This window comes from Bradyrhizobium sp. (assembly GCF_027307225.1).
In the GTDB taxonomy this organism is placed as follows: Bacteria; Pseudomonadota; Alphaproteobacteria; order Rhizobiales; family Xanthobacteraceae; genus Bradyrhizobium.
Genome location: NZ_DAHUXJ010000145.1, coordinates 13,658 through 31,186, shown reverse-complemented (window position 1 = coordinate 31,186; position 17,529 = coordinate 13,658). Strand labels below are relative to the sequence as shown.

The following is a 17,529-nucleotide window of genomic DNA, read 5'->3' as shown; positions in this document are numbered from 1 at the left end:
TGGTAGACATATTATCAGGGCGTATCCGGATTCTCCCCTTCAACTAGCATCTGAACATGAGGCTCAAGGAGTTGGAATCGTGAGCAGCGACCCGACATTGGAGCAAATCGCCAAAGGGAACGGACTGGCGCTGTGCGCGGCCGGCCCGTGGACGGCACGCTTTGCCCCCGAACTCGAGCAAATCGTGTCGGCTGCCGAGCGGCTGACCGGTAGCCGGCCAAACATCTTCATCGACGTGTCGCAGGTCTCCAAGCTCGACACGTTCGGCGCCTGGCTGATCGAGCGGCTCCGCCGCAGCCTGACCGAGGGTGGCGTTGAGGCCAGGATTGCCGGACTGTCGGCGGACTATTCCACCCTCGTCGAGGAGGTCCGTCGCGTGAAGGCGAGCCCGGCCGCCGATCTCACCAATGTGACCATTTCGGGCATTCTCGAACAGATCGGCCGCACCATGGCCGGCGTCGGCGGTACGCTCGTCAGCCTCGTCGACATGCTGGGCGCGGTCCTGGCCGCGAGCGGCCGGGTTCTCAGGCATCCCCGGACCTTCCGCCTGACCTCCACGGTGCATCACCTGGAGCAGGTGTGCTGGCGCGCGGTGCCGATCGTCGTCCTGATCACCTTCCTGATCGGCTGCATCATCTCCCAGCAGGGCATCTTTCACTTCCGCAAATTCGGCGCCGATATCTTCGTGGTCGACATGCTCGGCGTTCTGGTGCTGCGCGAGATCGGCGTGCTGCTGGTCGCCATCATGGTCGCGGGCCGTTCGGGCAGCGCTTACACCGCCGAACTCGGTTCCATGAAGATGCGCGAGGAGATCGATGCGCTGCGTACCATGGGCTTCGATCCGATCGAGGTTCTGGTGCTGCCGCGAATGCTCGCGCTGGTGCTGGCGCTGCCGATCCTGGCCTTTCTCGGCGCGATGGCCGCACTTTACGGCGGCGGACTCGTGGCCTGGCTTTATGGCGGGGTTGATCCCGAGGCCTTTCTGCTGCGTTTGCGCGATGCGATCTCGATCGATCACTTCACGGTCGGCCTGATCAAGGCGCCGGTCATGGCGGCGGTGATCGGGATCGTCGCCTGTGTCGAGGGGCTGGCGGTGCAGGGCAGCGCGGAATCTCTCGGGCGGCACACGACGGCGTCGGTCGTGAAGGGTATTTTCTTCGTGATCGTGATGGACGGCGTGTTTGCGATCTTCTTTGCCTCGATCGGGATGTGACGATGGTCGGCCAGACCCAAGCCCAGGCTCAAGTCCCGCTCCAGATTCCAGCCCAGGATGCGATCATCCGGGTGCGCGATATTTCCGTGCAATTCGGCAAGACCAAGGTGCTCGACGGGCTCGACCTTGACGTCAAACGCGGCGAGATCCTGGGCTTTGTCGGCCCATCCGGCGCCGGCAAGTCGGTCCTGACGCGCACCATCATCGGCCTCGTGCCGAAGGTTTCCGGGCGTATTGAAGTGTTCGGCGTCGATCTCGACGCAGCCAGCAACTCGGAGCGGCGCGCGGTCGAGCGGCGCTGGGGCATCCTGTTTCAGCAGGGGGCGCTGTTTTCCTCGTTGACCGTGCGGCAGAACATCCAGTTCCCGGTGCGCGAATATCTCGACGTCACCCAGCGCCTGCTCGACGAGATCACCATCGCCAAGCTCGGCATGGTCGGATTGCTTCCCGAAGTGGCCGATCGATTTCCTTCGGAACTGTCCGGCGGCATGATCAAGCGCGTGGCGCTGGCGCGCGCGCTGGCGCTCGATCCGGAACTCGTGTTCCTGGACGAGCCGACCTCGGGCCTCGATCCGATCGGGGCCGGCGACTTTGACGAGTTGGTCCGGACCCTGCAGCGCACTTTGGGTCTGACCGTTTTCATGGTAACTCACGATCTCGACAGCCTTTACACGGCGTGTGACCGGATTGCCGTTTTAGGGAACGGTAAGGTCATTGCCGCAGGATCGATGGCCGACATGCAGGCCTCGCAGCATCCCTGGTTGAGGGCCTACTTCCACGGCAAACGCGCCCGCGCGGTCATGGCATAGTCCACGAATTCATTAGCTGCTTATTGTGGTTCTCAGGCTCATTTTGGTCGGTTTCGGAGTTGGGTAATGGAAACGCGGGCGAACTATGTGCTGATCGGATCGTTCACGCTTGCCGTGATCGCCGCCGCATTTGGCTTCGTGCTGTGGTTCCAGAGCCTCCACACCACCAAGTTGCGCAGCCCGTTGCGCATCATCTTTGAAGGTCCGGCCGCGGGCCTGCGGAACGGCGGCAGCGTCAATTTCAATGGTATTCGAGTAGGTGAAGTCGTCTCGGTGAAGCTCGATAATCCGCGCCGTGTCGTGGCGCTGGCCATGGTCGAAAACAACGCGCCGGTCCGCAAGGACACCCTGGTCGGGCTCGAATTTCAGGGCCTGACGGGCGTGGCCGCCATCTCGCTCAAGGGCGGAGACGAGAACGCGCCGCCGGTGCCGCTCGGCGCGGACGGCGTTCCGGTGCTGACCGCCGATCCGAACGGGCTGCAGGACGTGACCGAAGCGATCCGCGGCACGCTTCAGAACATCAATCGCGTGGTCGCCGACAACCAGGAAGCGGTGAAGAACTCGCTGCATAACCTCGAGACCTTCACCGGGGCGCTGTCGCGCAACGCTCAGAAGATCGACGACGTCATGGCCAAGGTCGACGGCGTGATGGGCAAGGCGGACAATCTGATGGTCGGGCTCAACAGGCTCGCCGGCGGCAAGGATGGCGGCGAATTGTTCCTGACCGTGCAATCGATCCGCGAACTGGCGGAAGATTTCGACAAGCGTTCCGGCGCGCTGATGACCGACGGCCGGCGGACGCTCGGCGATATCAGCCGCGCGGTGAACAATCTCGACCGCAACCCGACGCGGCTTCTGTTCGGCGCGAGCGGCTCGACCTCGCCGGCGGCGGCCCAGGCCTCGACGCCGCCGCGGCGGTAGCGAATAGCGAATAGCGAATAGCCACCACCAAACTCGGCTGTCATCGTCCGCGAATGCGGACGATCTAGTGCGGCGAATTTGAAGTTCCTATCAGTTTCGCTGTAACCTCGTCATAGGAACTTCAAATTCCAAACCGCACTAAAATCATATAATTGGCTAGTGCTCCTTTGATTCCGAAGTTCGTAAACGAGGAGCCGCGATATGATACGAACTTCGGAATCGGAGCACTAGTATTCCAGATATTGGCGTCTTACCCGAGAAGCCGCAGCGTACTGGATGCCCCGCCTGCGCGGGGCATGACGGCGTTAGGGCACAAACAAAAAACGGAGGCCGTGAGCCTCCGTTTTGTTTCCGTCGCAGCAAGCGGAGCAGCGCAATTGTTCTATTCGCTACTCGCTACTCGCCATTCGCTTAACCTAATCGGCCCGCCGCATGCGCGAGCAGGGTGTAGACGAGCCCCGTCTCCGAGGTGAGGTGGGCGCGCAGCGCCTGCGGCCCGCGGTCTTCGCGCGCGACCTCGTCGAGCAGACGCTCGAACTCGGCGATATAGCGGTCCACTGTCTGCTTGAAGTTGCGCTCGCCGCGATATTTGCGGGCGACCTCATCGAAAGCCTTCTGGCCCGCTGGCGTGTAAAGCCGCTTCGAGAACGCCTTGCTCTCGCCGCGCTGATAACGATCCCACATCTCGGCGGCGAGGTTGCGGTCCATCAGGCGGCCGATATCGAGCGACAGTGACTCCAGCGGATTGCCGCCAGCGCCGCCTTGCTGTGCGGCGCGGCTGCGCGGAGGCTGGGGAGTGCCGGCGCTGCCGTCGGTGCGGCTGAGCAGATCCGAAAGCCATCCGTCACGTCCCTGATCCGATCCCGAAGGCGCGACCGGCGGCGCCTCGGCGCGCCGTGAGACCGGCGTGCCGAGATCCGGCGGCGGCAGATTGGATGCGCTGGCGCGCGGCGGCGCAGGCCGCGGCGAAGGAGGCGGCGGCTCTGCGCGTCCGCCGACGGCGGCCAGCATCGGTTCTTCTTCGCGGAAAGAGCTTGGGCGGCTGGTCGGCGCGACGTCGAGGCCCCGGCCGTGATGGGCGACGATGCGGTTGAGCTCCGCCAGCGCCTCGATCTGGTCGACGATGACTTTCCGCATCTGCGCGGTCGAGTCGGCAGCCTCCTGCGGCATTTCGAGCACGCCGCGCCGCAGCTCGTTGCGGGTTGCCTCGAGTTCGCGCTGCATCTCGGCGGCCATCTGCTTCATGCTCACGACCATGTTGCCGAACTTCTCGGCGGACTGCTTGAACATCGCATCCGCTTCGTCCGTGCTCTGCCGATAGATATCGGCCATTGCGTCCGCGGTCTGGCGACGTTCTTCCTCGGCCGCCGAGCGCACGGCTTCGAACTGCCGGCTGATCGCGGCCGACCCGGCGCCGGCTGTTTCCGCCACCACGCGCGCGATATCGCGGGCGCGCTCTTCGGCCGCAGCGAGCGATTCATCGAGCAGGCCCGTGAAACGCGACAGCCGCTGATCGAGATCGGTAGTGCGCAGGTCGATGGTGGTGACGAGCGATTCAAGCGCCGATTTGCGCTCGGCAAGGGAAGTGGAGGTCGAACGGTTGCTCTGCTCGACGACGGCGGCCGCCGCGACCAGCGCCTTGCCGTGAGTGTCGAACTGGCCGGACAACGAGTTCAGATCCTCCAGCGCTTTCGTGGTCTTGGTATTGAAAACGCTGAGCTGATCTTCAAGTGCCTGTGTCGCTGCGCCGTTGCGCGTCGTTACGTCGTTCATGGCCGAGACGAAATCGGCCACGCGGGTAACGAGCGCGCGCTCCAGCGAGTTGAGGTTGTCGTGAGCGCCGGTCAGCACTTCCTGGAGCAGGATGTTGCCTTCGCGCAGCCGCTCGAACAGAGCGACGGTGTCGGTGCGCAGGATCTTGCTGGTCTCCTGCATTTCGGTGACGGCGGCGACCGATACCTGGCGCGACTGGTCGATCGCATTGCGCGACGCCATTTCCAGGTCCTTGATCGATTTATTGACGGAGCTGGTGGCGAGGTCGCCGGCCGAGGTGATATTGCGCGCCACCTCGGTGCTGTTGCCGAGCATGGCCTGAGAGAAGCCTTGCGCGCGGGTCTCGATCGAACGCAGCGCCTCCGCCGTGACGCGGTCGACTTCGGAAGTGAGCTGGCTCGTCTTGGTGCCGATGGCCTCGACGAGGGAGCCGCGCTTCGCGTCGATGACCAGCGACAGACGTTCGGTCTGCTGCGCCACGTAGGAGACGATTTCATCGGTCTTGCCGGTCATGGCCGAGCCGAACGAGCCGCTCGCCGCCAGGACCGAGCGCTCGACGTCGCCCGAGGTCGACTTGACCTTGGCGCTCGCTTCGTTGGAGGCCGTGACAAGCGCCTGCTGTGCGGTTTGCGCGGTGGCCGTGATCCGGTCCGTGGTGTTGGTGGTCACCGTCGCGAGCGCGCGTTCGAGATCGGTCGAGATCGCCCGGATCTGGGTTGCGGCATCCGCGGAAGTCGCGGTGAGCGAGCTCTGGGCCTCGCGCGCGCTGCTGAGGATCGAGGCGGCGGTATCGGCGCCGGCCGCCGTGAGCGTGCGCTGGACGTCGGTGGCCAGCGTCTTGACGTGGTCGGACGCCTCGGTCGAGGCGCCGACGAGCGTGGTCTGCGCCTCGCGCGCGCCGGCGACAATCGAGGCAGCGGTGGCGCTGCCGGCGGCCGCAAGCGTGCGTTCGACATCGGCGGAGAGCGACTTGACCTGGTTGGCCGCATCGGCCGATGCACTGACGAGCGTGGTCTGCGCCTCGCGGGCGCCGGTGACGATCGCGTTCGTGGTCGACGAGGTTGCAGCCGACAGCAGGCGTTCCATATCGGCCGCGAGTTCCTTGACCTGATTGGCCGCATCAGACGATGCGGATACCAGCGTGGTCTGTGCCTCGCGGGCGCTGGTCACAATGGAGTTGGCGGCGCTGCCGCCGACGGCGGTGAGGGCGCGTTCGACTTCCGAGGACACGCCGAGCAGCGACTGCTGGGCCGCGCGGGCGCCGGTCTGAATGGTCTCGCTGGTGTTGACGACGAGATTGGTGATCGAACGTTCCGCATCCTCGACGTGGGACTTGATGCCGCCCGACAATTCCTCGGCGCGCGCCATCAAGCTCTCGCTGGCATGGCGGCCGCTGCTCTCGATGCGGCCGGCGACGGCTTCGATGCGGGAATCCAGCAGATCCTCGAACTGCGACACGCGGCTGCCGATGTCGCTCGCGACCGTGCCGATGCGGGTCTCGATTCCCTGGTGAATTTCCTGGAACCTCGCCGCGATCGTGTCGGTGAGCTGGGTCGCGCGGCCTTCGATGGTCTGGGTGAGCTGGGTTGCCCGTCCGTCGATCGCATCCGTCGCACTGGCGATGCGCTGATCGACGGCGGCGACCGCCTGCGCGGTACCGTCGGTGAGCGAAGCGGTGAGGGTGCCGAGCCGGGCCTCGATCGTCGCGGTGACCGACTGGGCGCGGGTGTCGAAGGTCTGTTCGAGCGATTGCAGGCGCCCGTTGATCGATTGGTCGAACGACTTGATCGTGCCGTCGAGCGACGTGTCGAGATGGTTGACGCGGTCGTGCAGCGTCGTCTCGAACTGTTGCAGGCGCTGATCGAGCGAAGCGGTGATCTGGCCGCCGTTCGAGGTCAGGCGCGTATCGAAATTCTCGACATAGGTCTTCAGCGTGTCGGAGATGTCCTGCGTGCGCTGGCCCATCTTCTCGACGATCTCGCCGCCGAACGTTTTGACGGTGCGGTCGAATTCGGAGATATGGCGGGTGATCAGCGCGCCGAGCGTGCCAGAGTCGCGGGCAAATCTTTCCGCCAGTTCGCCGCCCTGGTTCTTCACCAACTCGTCGAAGGCACTCAGTTGCAGGGCGAGCGCGTCGTGGGCGCTCTCGGTCTGTCCGAGCACCTTGGCCACCAGCGAGTTCGCGGTGACGTCGAGCGCGTCGCCGGCCTTCTCGCTGGAGGAGAGGATCTTCGAGGCGAGGCGGTTGCCGGATTCGTCGATCTTGCTGACGAGATCGCCGGAGCGAAGCTCGAGCTCGAGCAGCAGCGAGTCGCTGGAAGTCTTCAGGGAGTCGTGAACCTGCTCGGTGCGGTCGGAAATGCCGTCCACGATGGTCGCGGAGCGCTGCTCGAATTCGCCCGTGATGCGGTCGAGGCGCTCGTTGAGCATTTCGTGCACGCGGTCGGCGAGTTCCACGAACTCGTCGTGGACGTGGCCGGTCTTGAAATTCAGGCTCGTGGTCAGCCGCTCCGATGCGTCGAGCACGGCGCGGGTGGTTTCGGCGCTGGCTTCCTCGAGCCGGTCGAGCAGGTCGCCGCCGCGCTCGCCGAGCGCCAGGATCATGTTGTCGCCGGCATTGGAGAGCGCGCTCGTGATGTGGGCGCCGCGCTCTTCCAGCGCGCCGGTGATGCTTTTTGCGACTTCGTCGACGCGGGAGGCGATCGCGTCCGAAATCAGCGCAATGTCGTGACGCAAATCGATCTGGACGCCGGAGATGGCGCTGCGCACCTGTTCGGCCTGGCCGACCAGATTGTCGCGTTGATGCGCAATATCCTGGAGCAGGGCGCGAATGCGCACTTCGTTGTCGCTGTAGGCGCGCTCAAGCGCTGCGACCTCGTTGGCAACCAGGGTTTCGAGTTCGCCCGCGCGCGCAATGGCACGCTCGATGCCATCGCCCATCGCCGCGACTTCGCGGCGGATCGCCTGGCCGACCGTCACCATGGAATCGCTGGCAGTACCCTCGGGTTCCGAGAAACGGACCGCTACTTGCGCGAGCGACTGCGCAATCAGCTGCAAATGCTGGCCGCGCCAGGAAAGGTTCGCCATGAAAAGGATCATGAGAATAGGCGCGGAGAACAGCGCGAGCAGTCCTGCCATCGCCAGCACACCGCCGGCGCCAGATCCCATCGACGCCCGCAATGAGGGCCAGAAGCTGATAGCCAAAAAGATCGCGGCGATGACCCACACGGCAGAGGCGAGGATCGCAAGCGTACGCGCTGTGTGCGCGGGCCGGCCCTTCTGAATCGCCTGCAAAAGCTGGCCGATGGTTTCGCGGTCGTCATTGGCGGCGCGGCGGGCGACGCGTGATTCTTCGATAGCGTTGCGAGTGGGGCGGTCGTTGATCGGACGGGCGTCGAACGAGGGCCCGTCAGAAGGAGGCGTGACGGTCATTTCAGGCGCTGCATTATCGCGCACCGAACTCCTGCTATCGTCGGCCGGGCCGTCGATGTTCAAGGCTTCCTGAATGGCAGAAAGTGCAACTTCCGTCGGGTCTTTGACCTTTTTGGGGGTGTTCGCCATGTTCAGTCCGAGCCCTCTTAACTTTTACGCAACCCGGGAAAGTCTTGCGAATGCCCCCGCAAGCCAAAAGCCGGTGTCATGTACGAATGCCACGCCGAAGCCGGCCCCAAAGAAGGCCTGCCGGTTCGCCCATGTCCGAGCGAACATCCTATTGGGTAGGCGTTGCGAATGAAATGGTGTGCTTAATACAATCTTAATCATCGTTAATAGCGTTGTGCCGTAAGGCCTTACAAACCTTCGAAATTCTCCGTGGTCGGGTTGATTGCGGCGGCAGTTCGCCGAAAACAAGGCGAAGATGCGGCGCAAAGGAGATGGAAGCGCGAGTTCGGGAGCCGTTGTCCACAGCGCCGAACGTTCCGTTAACCAATTCCATGATTGGCTCGCGAGGAGCGCGGCTTGCTGGAGCAGGTTCGCGTGTGAGTCGGAAGGGCCAATGTCGCTTCACCTGGATCGGATTGAATGGATGCCCTCGCCACCGCTCGCTCCCGATGACGGCCCGATCGATATCGCGCATCTCAGGCGAATGACGCTGGGCGACGCAGCGCTGGAGCGGGAAGTGCTCACCATGTTTTCGACGCAGGCCTCGCGCCTGGCCCGAACTCTGGCGGCGATGCCACCCGATGCACCGGCTCTGGCGCACACGCTCAAGGGATCGGCGCGGGCGATCGGTGCCTTCGCGGTCGCAGACGCCGCAGCCCAGTTCGAGACGCTGATCAAGAGTGGCAGCAATCCGGTCGCCGCGCTGAGCCGGCTTCACGACGCCATCGCCGAGGCCCGCGACGCGATCGAAGCCCTTTTGGGGCAGGCTTAATGCGGCGAATTTGAAGTCCCTGTCGGCTTGCGAACTTCGGAACCGGAGCCCTAGCGCTGACCGGATCGACCCGTTATAGGACTGCCTGACCTTTTTTTCGGCAGTACGAGCAACATGGCCAAAATTCACTTTGTCGACCATTCCGGCGAAACCCGCACCATCGATGTCGAAAACGGCGCGACCGTCATGGAAGCGGCGATCCGCAATGCGGTCCCGGGCATCGAGGCGGAATGCGGCGGGGCCTGCGCCTGTGCAACCTGCCACGTCTATGTCGACGAAGCCTGGCGCGAGAAGGTCGGTCCGCCTTCGCCGATGGAAGAGGACATGCTGGACTTCGGCTTCGACGTGCGGCCCAATTCGCGCCTGTCCTGCCAGATCAAGGTTTCCGACGAACTCGACGGTCTCAAGGTCTCGACGCCGGAGCGGCAGGCCTGACGACGGCCTTTCAGCAAACCGGCATTATCCCGACAAATCCGGTCAGCTTGAGTGCACGACGCCGCCGCGAAGCCACGGCTGAAACTTCGCGATGATTTCCGGCGTCAGCGGCGTCGGCTTGCGCGTTGCCTGATCGATCAACACCGTCACCGACTGCGCCGACGCGACGCAACGGCCCTGCGAAAAAACCACCTGGTCGAAGGTTACCGAGGTGCGGCCAAATTTCGCGACCCCAAGACCCATCTCGATCGTGCCCGGCCAGTGCAACTCGGCGCGGAAATGGGTGTCGAGGCGCACCATGATCCAGGTCAGGCCCTCGGGCAGCTGCCAGTAGCTGCGATCCTTCATCAGCGTGACGCGGCCGGTTTCGAAATAGGTCGCATAGACCGCATTGTTGACGTGACCGTTGGGATCGAGATCCGCGAAGCGGACGTTGTCGGTCAGGCGGTAGGGGAAATCTTCCAGTCGCGGCGTCTGGTCGGATGGGGCAGGGGCGTTCACGGAAAGGGTCCTTCCAAATCAAAGGCCCTTACAGCGCAGTTGTCCAGCCGCGGCAAGGGGTTGTCGCGGTGTCCGCAAGCCGTATTATGGCTTTCCTCCCGCTTGTCTGTTGGCTAGACAGGCGCGGTCCCCGGCGCTAGTGGAGCGGATTTGACATTCGCTACCCCTCCGCCGGGAATGCGCAAAGCGAATGTCAAATCCAAAGCTCCACTGGAAACCTATGTCTGCTAGTGGTCCCTGGATTCTAACATTTGCAAAAGTGCCTGCCACACCAGGGTGCAAATGTTAGAATCGGACCACTAGCCAGCGCCCGTCCAACGGAACAGATAGCGACATGAGCGAAGCGATCAAAACCGACGTGCTGATCATTGGTGCGGGCCCGTGCGGGCTGTTTTCCGTGTTCGAACTCGGCCTGCTAGACATGAAGGCCCATCTGGTCGACATCCTCGACAAGGTCGGCGGCCAATGCGCCGAACTCTATCCGGAAAAACCGATCTACGACATTCCCGGCATTCCCTTCGTCACCGGCCAGGGTCTGACCGAAGCGCTGATGGAGCAGATCAAGCCGTTCAATCCGACCTTCCATCTGGGCGAAATGGTCGAGAAGATTGAGAAGATTGGCGATCCCGCGTTTCGGGTCACGACCGATGCCGGCAAGGTGTTCGAATGCAAGGTGGTAGCGATTTCGGCCGGTGGCGGCTCGTTCCAGCCGAAGCGCCCGCCGGTGCCGGGCATCGAGGCCTATGAAGGCAGCTCGGTATTTTACGCGGTACGCAAGATGGAGCAGTTCCGCGGCAAGGACATCCTGATCGTCGGCGGCGGCGATTCCGCGCTCGACTGGACGCTCAACCTGCACCCGGTCGCCAAGAGCGTCACGCTGTTGCACCGGCGCGACGACTTCCGCGCCGCGCCGCACAGCGTCGAGCAGATGCGCGCGTTGGTCTCGAGCGGCAAGCTCGATCTGAAGATCGGTCAGGTCACGTCGCTGGAAGGCGAGGGTGGCAATCTTACCGGTGCGCACGTCAAGGGCAACGACAACGCCATGTCCAAGGTCGTCTGCAACACCATGCTGCCGTTCTTCGGTCTCACCATGAAGCTCGGCCCGGTGGCGAACTGGGGTATTGAGCTCGAGAACCATCTCATTCCGGTCGAGACCTCGGCGTTCGAGACCAGCGTTCCCGGAATCTTTGCGGTCGGCGACATCAACACTTATCCGGGCAAGGTCAAGCTCATTCTCTGCGGCTTCCACGAGGGATCGCTGATGGCGCAGAAGGCGCACCGTTATGTCTATCCGGACAAGCGCCTCGTCTTCCAGTACACGACGTCGTCATCGAGCCTGCAAAAGAAACTCGGCGTCAATTGAGCGCGCATGGTTCCAATGCGTTGGTAGCGCAGGCAAACCTGACACGTGAAGGGCGCGCTCTCGCGAAACACTGGCTGCCTCGCGCCAATGGTCGTAATCTCGCCGCATCATTCGATTGAACCTGAGCCGGTGATGATCATGTGGAACGCGATAACCAACATGCAGCGGTGCCTTGCGATCGCGGGTAGCCTTGCGATTGCGTTTGCGGTTTCTGTTCCGGCACATGCCGCCGAACTGACGGCAGCGGGCCTCTGGCAAAAGACCGAGGATGGCAAGCCGGTGGTGTGGGTTCTCATGGTCGATCACCATGACGGGACCTTTGAAGGCGTGATCGCCAAGACGTTCCCAAAGCCGGGTTCGCCGCCACATTTGACCTGCTCGAAATGCACCGACGACCGCAAGGATGCACCGGTGCTTGGCATCTCCTTCATCCGCGACATGACGCGCAATGGCCTCGAATATGAAGGCGGCAACATTCTAGATCCCCGTGACGGGGAGGTTTGGCACGCCAAGATGACCTTGAGCGCAGATGGGCAGCAACTCACCCTGCGCGGCTACGTGCTGACGCCGCTTCTAGGCAAGGATGAATACTGGGAGCGTTTGCCGGATTCCGATCTGGCGGAGCTGGACCCCGCGATCATCGCCAAATACCTGCCGGAGCAGGCGGCCGCCGCCAAGCCGCCGGCCAAGGGCAAGAAATCAACTTCACACCGGCAATAGGCTCGGACCAGCTAGTGGTCCGATTCTAACATTCGCATCCCTTCTCAGCAGCCACTTTTGCGAATGTTAGAATCAAAGGACCACTAGCAAATACAAGTTTCTAGTGGAGTTCTTGATTTGACATTCGCCTGACGAGCCCGCGGCCAAGTGGGTAGCGAATGTCAAATCCACTCCACTAGCGGCGGGAGCCGGCGCGTGAGCGCTGCCGGAACGGCACCGTTCTCGCCCCGACCTCGACAGCTTCAGCCGTTTCGCTGTTGATCTCGGCGCAAGCCTCGGCCTGTCGGCGGCGCAGCTGCCAGGGCAGCACCACGTTGAGCCAGAGTTCGCGCGTTCCCATGATCGAGATCGCGATCCCGAACGGGATCATGAAATACAGGATGCGGAATACTACGATCGTCGCCGCCAATTGCTCCTTGCCGAATTGCGGCAGCGCGACCAGCATCGCGGCGTCAAACACACCGAGCGAGCCTGGCGCGTGGCTGGCAAAGCCGAGCAGCGTCGCCAGAATGAAAACCACCGCCAGCGACATGAAGTCGATGTGCGGCTGCGCTGGCATCAGAAGATACATCGCCATGGCGCAGAACCCGAGATCGACCACGCCGATCAGGATTTGCACCAGCGTCAGCGGCGCCGAAGGCAGCCGGACCATCCAGCCGTTCTGCCCAAGCTCGCGCCGCTCGTGGCCGAGGATGAGCCAGACCAGGTAGGAGATGATGGCGCCGATCACGCCGAAGGCGATCAGCCGGTTGATCGCTGCCGGCAACTGATCCATCGCGGAGGCGGCCGAAGGGTGCCAGGCCATGCCGATCCCGAGCACAAAGGTGTTGCCCAGCCAGAAGGTCAGGCCGGAAAGAAAGCAGATTTTGGCGACATCGATCGCGCTCAGGCCGTGATCCGAATAAATCCGGAAACGGATCGCGCCGCCGGTAAAAACCGTCGCGCCGATATTGTGGCCGATCGAGTAGCTGGTGAAGCTCGACAGCGCCGCGATACGGTAAGGCACGTGCTTCTTGCCAAGGGTTCGCAGCGCAAAAAAATCATAGAACGTAAGCGTGCAGAAAGCGCCTACCACGCATAGCGCGGCCAGCGCGATCTGATGGATCGAGATATTGGTCAGCGCCACCAGCATCGCGCCGGTGTCGAAATTCTTCAGCGTGCGCACGAGCGTCGTGATCGCGAAGGCGATGATGACAAGGCTGGCGGCAACCCCGACCCGCTTCCAGCCTATCCGCTCCTTGAAACCACGCCGCAGCGTGGTCAACAACCGAACCATTCGTCCTCCCGGCAGGGCCGCCTCTCGAAACGATCGCGGCCGTTTCGGCCCTGATCACCCTGGAAACGAGTCCCATACGGCAAAAACCGTCATTTGTGCAGTACTTGACAAAGCGACCGACTGTCGCGCACGGGCACCCGTCACGTCCTTAGATAGGCCGTGTAGTCCGGGAGTCGAGGCGGAATTATGAGCGGACCTCCCCAATCCCTGCATGACTGCGCTTCTTTTCGTTGAAAGGGTGAACGTTCCCGAGATGCGGCGTTTCGCTTGGCCGGGGAACGTCGGCCGCGCCCACCGGTTAGCGCGATATCGGAAAATCGGACGTGTCGGCGCAGGCTGCGGGGAGACTGCGCACGATGATGTTCCAAAGAACAAAAAGGAACGCTGCGATGGGAATGTTCACCCGCGACATCAAGACCATGAACGATCTGTTCGTGCATCAATTGCAGGACATCTATTACGCCGAGAAACAACTCGTGAAGGCGCTGCCACAGATGGCCGACAAGGCGGCGGACAAGCAGCTCAAGGATGGCTTCCTGACCCATCTTGAGGAAACCAAGACGCATGTTCAGCGCCTCGAGGAGGTGTTCCGGATGTGTGGCGCCGAGATCAAGGCGGTCGATTGCCCGGCGATCGACGGCATCATCGAGGAAGCAGATGAGGTCGCCGGCGAAATCGCGGATAAATCGGTGCTGGATGCGGCTCTGATCAATGCCGCTCAGGCCGCCGAGCATTACGAGATCGTCCGCTATGGCAGCTTGATCGCCTGGGCGCGACAGCTCGGCCGTAACGATTGCGCGAGCATCCTCCAGAAGACGCTGGATGAGGAGAAGATCACCGACAAGAAGCTGACGTCGCTTGCGGAGGGCAAGGTCAATCTCCGCGCGGCCGGTTGATCCGCCTGGCAAAACCAACGCGCTGCGCCGGTCAATTCCGGCGCGGCGTTGTTCTTTTCTGGAACCCGCAAGTTCCCAGAATCCCGCTCATTCCGGCAAATTTGCCCAACTTCCATCTCGCGGTCGAATGCAGATCGTGTAGAAGGTGATGGAGTTACGGAGCTCTAGATTCAAAGCTTGTCAGTGCCCATGACTTTCCGAAGTTCGTGAAGGTGGGCGCTGCCATGGGGCACGAACTTCGGAAAGCGGGCGCTGGGAACTTGAAGAAGGAAATTGATACCGTCGTTACAGGTCTGATCGCGGAACAGGCGCCCGCGCTGCCGCTTCCGCTCGGCGCTGGCGAACGCCTGATCAATTGGCGATATGTCGGAACCGTCGGTTCCTATCACCTGCTGGCGCTGCTGGCGTTCATGCCCTGGTTTTACAGCAAGGCCGGCGTCGTGCTGACGGTCGTGGGCGTTTACGTCTACGGCGCTTTCGGCATGAACCTCTGCTACCACCGGCTGCTCACGCACCGCAGTTTCAAGTGCCCGCTCTGGCTGGAACATGCCTTCGCGCTGCTTGCGGTGTGGTGCGTGGAGGATACGCCGGCGCGATGGGTCGCGACGCACCGCATGCATCATCATCGCTCCGACGAGCGGCCCGATCCGCACAGTCCGCTGGTCAACTTCTTCTGGTCGCACATGGGATGGCTGTTTCTGGAAAACACCGACCTCGGCCGTCAGGTCGCTTACGATCGTTATGCGCGCGACATCCTGCGCGACAGCTTCTATCGCTTCATCGAGCGCCATATCGTCTGGGTGACGATTGCGCAGCCGGTGTTGTATTTCGCTGTGGCCTTTCTGATTGCGGTTATGCTCGGCAATGCACCGATGGCAGCCATACACTTCGCCGCCAGCATCCTGGTGTGGGGCGTGGTGGTGCGGACCGTCGTCGTCTGGCACATTACCTGGAGCGTCAATTCGCTGGCGCATGTGGCCGGCTACCAGAATTACGATACCGGCGACCACAGCCGTAACAACATACTGGTGGCGATCCTGACTAGCGGCGAAGGCTGGCACAACAACCACCATTCCGAACCGGGTTGCGCCTGCAATCAGCGCCACTGGTGGGAGATCGATCTCATCTATTATCTGCTGCGGCTGCTGGTTCTGGTCGGACTGGCCTGGGACGTTCAGATGCCGACGCGTTCCCCGCGTTCCCGGTGAACTTCACACTTCGATATCAATCGAAGTTTTAAAGTGCAACAAGAGGCTATCTTTGGCGTTGGGGCCTGAAGCTACCGACGGAGATAGTTATGCGAACTGAAGTCATCGAACGACGGCGGGTTCCGGCCACAACCGACGCCGCTTTGCGCGACAAGCCGAATCACGGGCGATCCCCGACCGAACGGTTCCCCGAACAACAACCGCAGCGAGGATGGTCGGTATCGCTCACGCTCTTTGCGATGAGCCTCGGCTACGGCGTGGTTCAGCTTGACGTCACCATCGTCAACACGGCGCTCGACCGGATCGGCACCGCGCTCGGCGGCGGCGTGTCGGAACTGCAATGGGTCGTCAATGCCTACACCATTGGCTTCGCGGCCTTTATTTTAACGGCCGGCGCGCTCGGCGACCGCATCGGCGCCAAGCGGGTGTTCATCGCAGGCTTTGCGATCTTCACGTCGGCTTCGCTCGCCTGCGCACTCGCGCCGAACTCGCTTACGCTGATCGTGGCGCGCGCCGTGCAAGGATTGGGCGCTGCCGTTCTCGTTCCCAATTCGCTGGCGCTGCTCAACCACGCTTATCCCGATCAACGGACGCGCGGCCGCGCGGTCGGAATCTGGGCCGCGGGCGCCAGCCTCGCGCTGACGGCGGGACCGCTCGCCGGCGGCGCACTGATCGCGCTAGTCGGCTGGCGATCGATCTTTCTGGTCAATCTGCCGATCGGCATTGCGGGGCTTTGGCTGAGCTGGCGCTTTGCGACGGAGACCACGCGCAACCGGCAACGCGAAGTCGATCTGCCGGGCCAGGTGCTGGCGATTGCAGCACTCGGGTGTCTCGCCGGCACCATCATCGAGGCCGGCACGCTCGGCTTGCGCAATCCATGGGTAATCGCGGGCTTCGTGGGCGCGGCGCTGCTTGCCGCCTTGTTCATCGCGCAGGAGCGGCGCTCGTCACACCCGATGCTGCCCTTGTCGTTGTTTGGGCATCGTCTGTTCGCGCTGACGTCGCTGGTCGGTCTGCTCGTCAACGTTGCCTTCTACGGTCTGATCTTTGTGCTGAGCCTGTACTTCCAGCGGGTCAACGGCCTGTCGCCGCTCGCGACCGGCCTCGCGTTCGTTCCGATGATGGGCATGGTGCTGCCGGCCAACCTGGTCGCGGCGCGCATCACTGAGCGTATCGGCGCGCCTGCTGCCATCGCCGCCGGCGCTGTGGCGTCCGCGCTGGGGTGTCTGATGTTGTTCGGGATCGCACGGGAAACCTCTTACCTCAAGACCGTTGCGCAGCTCGTGATCATCGGCGGCGGGCTTGGTTTGCTGGTGCCGCCGCTCACCACGGCGCTGCTCGGCAGCGTGGAGAAGTCGCGTTCGGGGATCGCGGCCGGCGTCCTCAACGCGACGCGGCAGACCGGAAGCGTGCTGGGGGTTGCGCTGTTCGGCTCGCTGATTGGTCAGCCGGACGGTTTCATGCGCGGCGCGCACCAGGCGCTGACGATCTCGGTGGTGATGCTTGTGACTGCCGGCGCGGTGATCTGGTTCGGTGCGTCAAGGCGTGACTGATTTCACGGTTCATGCCTTGCGCAATGCGAAGTGGGCGCCGCAGAACGCCATCAAGGCGCCGAGCCCAAGCGCCGCAAGTCCGGTGAGGAAGCCGGCGAATGTGGGAACGGAGCTCGGGCCGGAAGCGGCCTGGCCTGCGCCCACGAGTACGAGCACGCCGACCGCAATCAGGAAATGCTGCATCCGCCGTGGAAGCTGCCCAGAGGCTGCGCTGTGCATCAGCGAGGCCGTGAAGTAGCCGCCGGAGAAGCCGACGGTTGCGATCAGCCACCAGGCGAGCGCGCTGCCTGCCGGCATGAAGGTGGTGGCGTCGGATCGCCACAGCCCGCCGAGATCGAGCCCGAACCTCGCGCCGAGCATGTGCATGGCGAGCGCGAGCAGCACGCCCGAAATCGCAGCGGCGGCAAGGATCAGGCGGCTGGGGAAGGGAGTCGTCTCAGGCATGTCCTAGAGCTCCGATTCCGAAGTTCGCATCGGAGGGGCCGCAAT

At 63.0% G+C, this 17,529-nt stretch carries 14 protein-coding genes; 10 read left to right on the top strand and 4 right to left on the bottom strand.

The genetic code is table 11. From position 1 onward, the window contains the following. Positions 1–79: 79 nt before the first annotated feature. The 3 genes from M6D32_RS24190 to M6D32_RS24180 all read left to right on the top strand — a co-directional run bounded on the left by M6D32_RS24190 (position 80) and on the right by M6D32_RS24180 (position 2,943). Positions 80–1,213 carry an ABC transporter permease gene (locus tag M6D32_RS24190; protein WP_298261054.1) on the top strand — a complete coding sequence of 378 codons (1,134 nt, stop codon included), beginning with the start codon at positions 80–82 and terminating at the stop codon, positions 1,211–1,213. Positions 1,214–1,215: 2 nt separating this feature from the next. Next, positions 1,216–2,022 carry an ABC transporter ATP-binding protein gene (locus M6D32_RS24185; protein WP_298261052.1) on the top strand — a complete coding sequence of 269 codons (807 nt, stop codon included), beginning with the start codon at positions 1,216–1,218 and terminating at the stop codon, positions 2,020–2,022. A 66-nt stretch (positions 2,023–2,088) separates the two neighbouring features. Further along, positions 2,089–2,943: an MlaD family protein gene (locus M6D32_RS24180; RefSeq protein WP_298261050.1), complete on the top strand. Its 855-nt coding sequence runs from the start codon at positions 2,089–2,091 to the stop codon at positions 2,941–2,943. 411 nt (positions 2,944–3,354) lie between these two features. Here the strand turns inward: M6D32_RS24180 and M6D32_RS24175 are convergent, their stop codons facing one another. After that, complete coding sequence (locus tag M6D32_RS24175; protein WP_298261048.1) at positions 3,355–8,277, bottom strand: methyl-accepting chemotaxis protein; 4,923 nt, start codon at positions 8,275–8,277, stop codon at positions 3,355–3,357. Between the two features lie 433 nt (positions 8,278–8,710). On the opposite strand from M6D32_RS24175, the gene M6D32_RS24170 reads away from it, so the two are divergent. Both M6D32_RS24170 and M6D32_RS24165 read left to right on the top strand, forming a co-directional pair. Continuing rightward, entirely contained in the window at positions 8,711–9,088 is a 378-nt protein-coding gene (locus M6D32_RS24170) for an Hpt domain-containing protein (protein ID WP_298261046.1), read from the top strand. A gap of 114 nt (positions 9,089–9,202) precedes the next feature. Continuing rightward, complete coding sequence (locus M6D32_RS24165; RefSeq protein ID WP_298261044.1) at positions 9,203–9,523, top strand: 2Fe-2S iron-sulfur cluster-binding protein; 321 nt, start codon at positions 9,203–9,205, stop codon at positions 9,521–9,523. A 42-nt stretch (positions 9,524–9,565) separates the two neighbouring features. Here the strand turns inward: M6D32_RS24165 and M6D32_RS24160 are convergent, their stop codons facing one another. After that, a complete protein-coding gene (locus M6D32_RS24160) occupies positions 9,566–10,024 on the bottom strand; it encodes a thioesterase family protein (RefSeq protein WP_298261042.1) in 459 nt (152 codons plus the stop codon). Positions 10,025–10,358: 334 nt separating this feature from the next. On the opposite strand from M6D32_RS24160, the gene M6D32_RS24155 reads away from it, so the two are divergent. Then, positions 10,359–11,387 (top strand): NAD(P)/FAD-dependent oxidoreductase, encoded by a 1,029-nt coding sequence (locus M6D32_RS24155; protein WP_298261041.1) that lies wholly within the window; start codon positions 10,359–10,361, stop codon positions 11,385–11,387. Between the two features lie 132 nt (positions 11,388–11,519). Further along, a complete protein-coding gene (locus tag M6D32_RS24150) occupies positions 11,520–12,107 on the top strand; it encodes a DUF2147 domain-containing protein (RefSeq protein ID WP_298261095.1) in 588 nt (195 codons plus the stop codon). Positions 12,108–12,282: 175 nt separating this feature from the next. Here M6D32_RS24150 and M6D32_RS24145 read toward each other — a convergent pair whose 3' ends face one another. After that, complete coding sequence (locus M6D32_RS24145) at positions 12,283–13,383, bottom strand: YbhN family protein (protein WP_298261039.1); 1,101 nt, start codon at positions 13,381–13,383, stop codon at positions 12,283–12,285. Between the two features lie 389 nt (positions 13,384–13,772). Here M6D32_RS24145 and M6D32_RS24140 point away from each other — a divergent pair, with 389 nt between their 5' ends. From M6D32_RS24140 to M6D32_RS24130, 3 genes are all read left to right on the top strand, one after another. Then, positions 13,773–14,279, top strand: a complete 507-nt coding sequence (locus M6D32_RS24140; protein ID WP_298261037.1) for a ferritin-like domain-containing protein — start codon at positions 13,773–13,775, stop codon at positions 14,277–14,279. A gap of 260 nt (positions 14,280–14,539) precedes the next feature. Beyond that, positions 14,540–15,487, top strand: coding sequence for a fatty acid desaturase (locus tag M6D32_RS24135; RefSeq protein ID WP_298261035.1), 948 nt, complete (start codon positions 14,540–14,542; stop codon positions 15,485–15,487). Between the two features lie 89 nt (positions 15,488–15,576). Continuing rightward, entirely contained in the window at positions 15,577–17,040 is a 1,464-nt protein-coding gene (locus tag M6D32_RS24130) for an MFS transporter (RefSeq protein WP_298261033.1), read from the top strand. A gap of 9 nt (positions 17,041–17,049) precedes the next feature. Here the strand turns inward: M6D32_RS24130 and M6D32_RS24125 are convergent, their stop codons facing one another. Continuing rightward, positions 17,050–17,484 carry a hypothetical protein gene (locus tag M6D32_RS24125; protein ID WP_298261031.1) on the bottom strand — a complete coding sequence of 145 codons (435 nt, stop codon included), beginning with the start codon at positions 17,482–17,484 and terminating at the stop codon, positions 17,050–17,052. Between the last annotated feature and the right edge of the window lie 45 nt (positions 17,485–17,529).

What these genes read in the sequence shown, in the direction of transcription:
- M6D32_RS24145 (WP_298261039.1), bottom strand. Translation starts at nt 13,383, where the DNA reads ATGGTTCGGTTGTTGACCACGCTGCGGCGTGGTTTCAAGGAGCGGATA.
- M6D32_RS24180 (WP_298261050.1), top strand. Translation starts at nt 2,089, where the DNA reads ATGGAAACGCGGGCGAACTATGTGCTGATCGGATCGTTCACGCTTGCC.
- M6D32_RS24165 (WP_298261044.1), top strand. Translation starts at nt 9,203, where the DNA reads ATGGCCAAAATTCACTTTGTCGACCATTCCGGCGAAACCCGCACCATC.
- M6D32_RS24155 (WP_298261041.1), top strand. Translation starts at nt 10,359, where the DNA reads ATGAGCGAAGCGATCAAAACCGACGTGCTGATCATTGGTGCGGGCCCG.
- M6D32_RS24170 (WP_298261046.1), top strand. Translation starts at nt 8,711, where the DNA reads ATGTCGCTTCACCTGGATCGGATTGAATGGATGCCCTCGCCACCGCTC.
- M6D32_RS24140 (WP_298261037.1), top strand. Translation starts at nt 13,773, where the DNA reads ATGGGAATGTTCACCCGCGACATCAAGACCATGAACGATCTGTTCGTG.
- M6D32_RS24130 (WP_298261033.1), top strand. Translation starts at nt 15,577, where the DNA reads ATGCGAACTGAAGTCATCGAACGACGGCGGGTTCCGGCCACAACCGAC.
- M6D32_RS24150 (WP_298261095.1), top strand. Translation starts at nt 11,520, where the DNA reads ATGATCATGTGGAACGCGATAACCAACATGCAGCGGTGCCTTGCGATC.
- M6D32_RS24185 (WP_298261052.1), top strand. Translation starts at nt 1,216, where the DNA reads ATGGTCGGCCAGACCCAAGCCCAGGCTCAAGTCCCGCTCCAGATTCCA.
- M6D32_RS24175 (WP_298261048.1), bottom strand. Translation starts at nt 8,277, where the DNA reads ATGGCGAACACCCCCAAAAAGGTCAAAGACCCGACGGAAGTTGCACTT.
- M6D32_RS24125 (WP_298261031.1), bottom strand. Translation starts at nt 17,484, where the DNA reads ATGCCTGAGACGACTCCCTTCCCCAGCCGCCTGATCCTTGCCGCCGCT.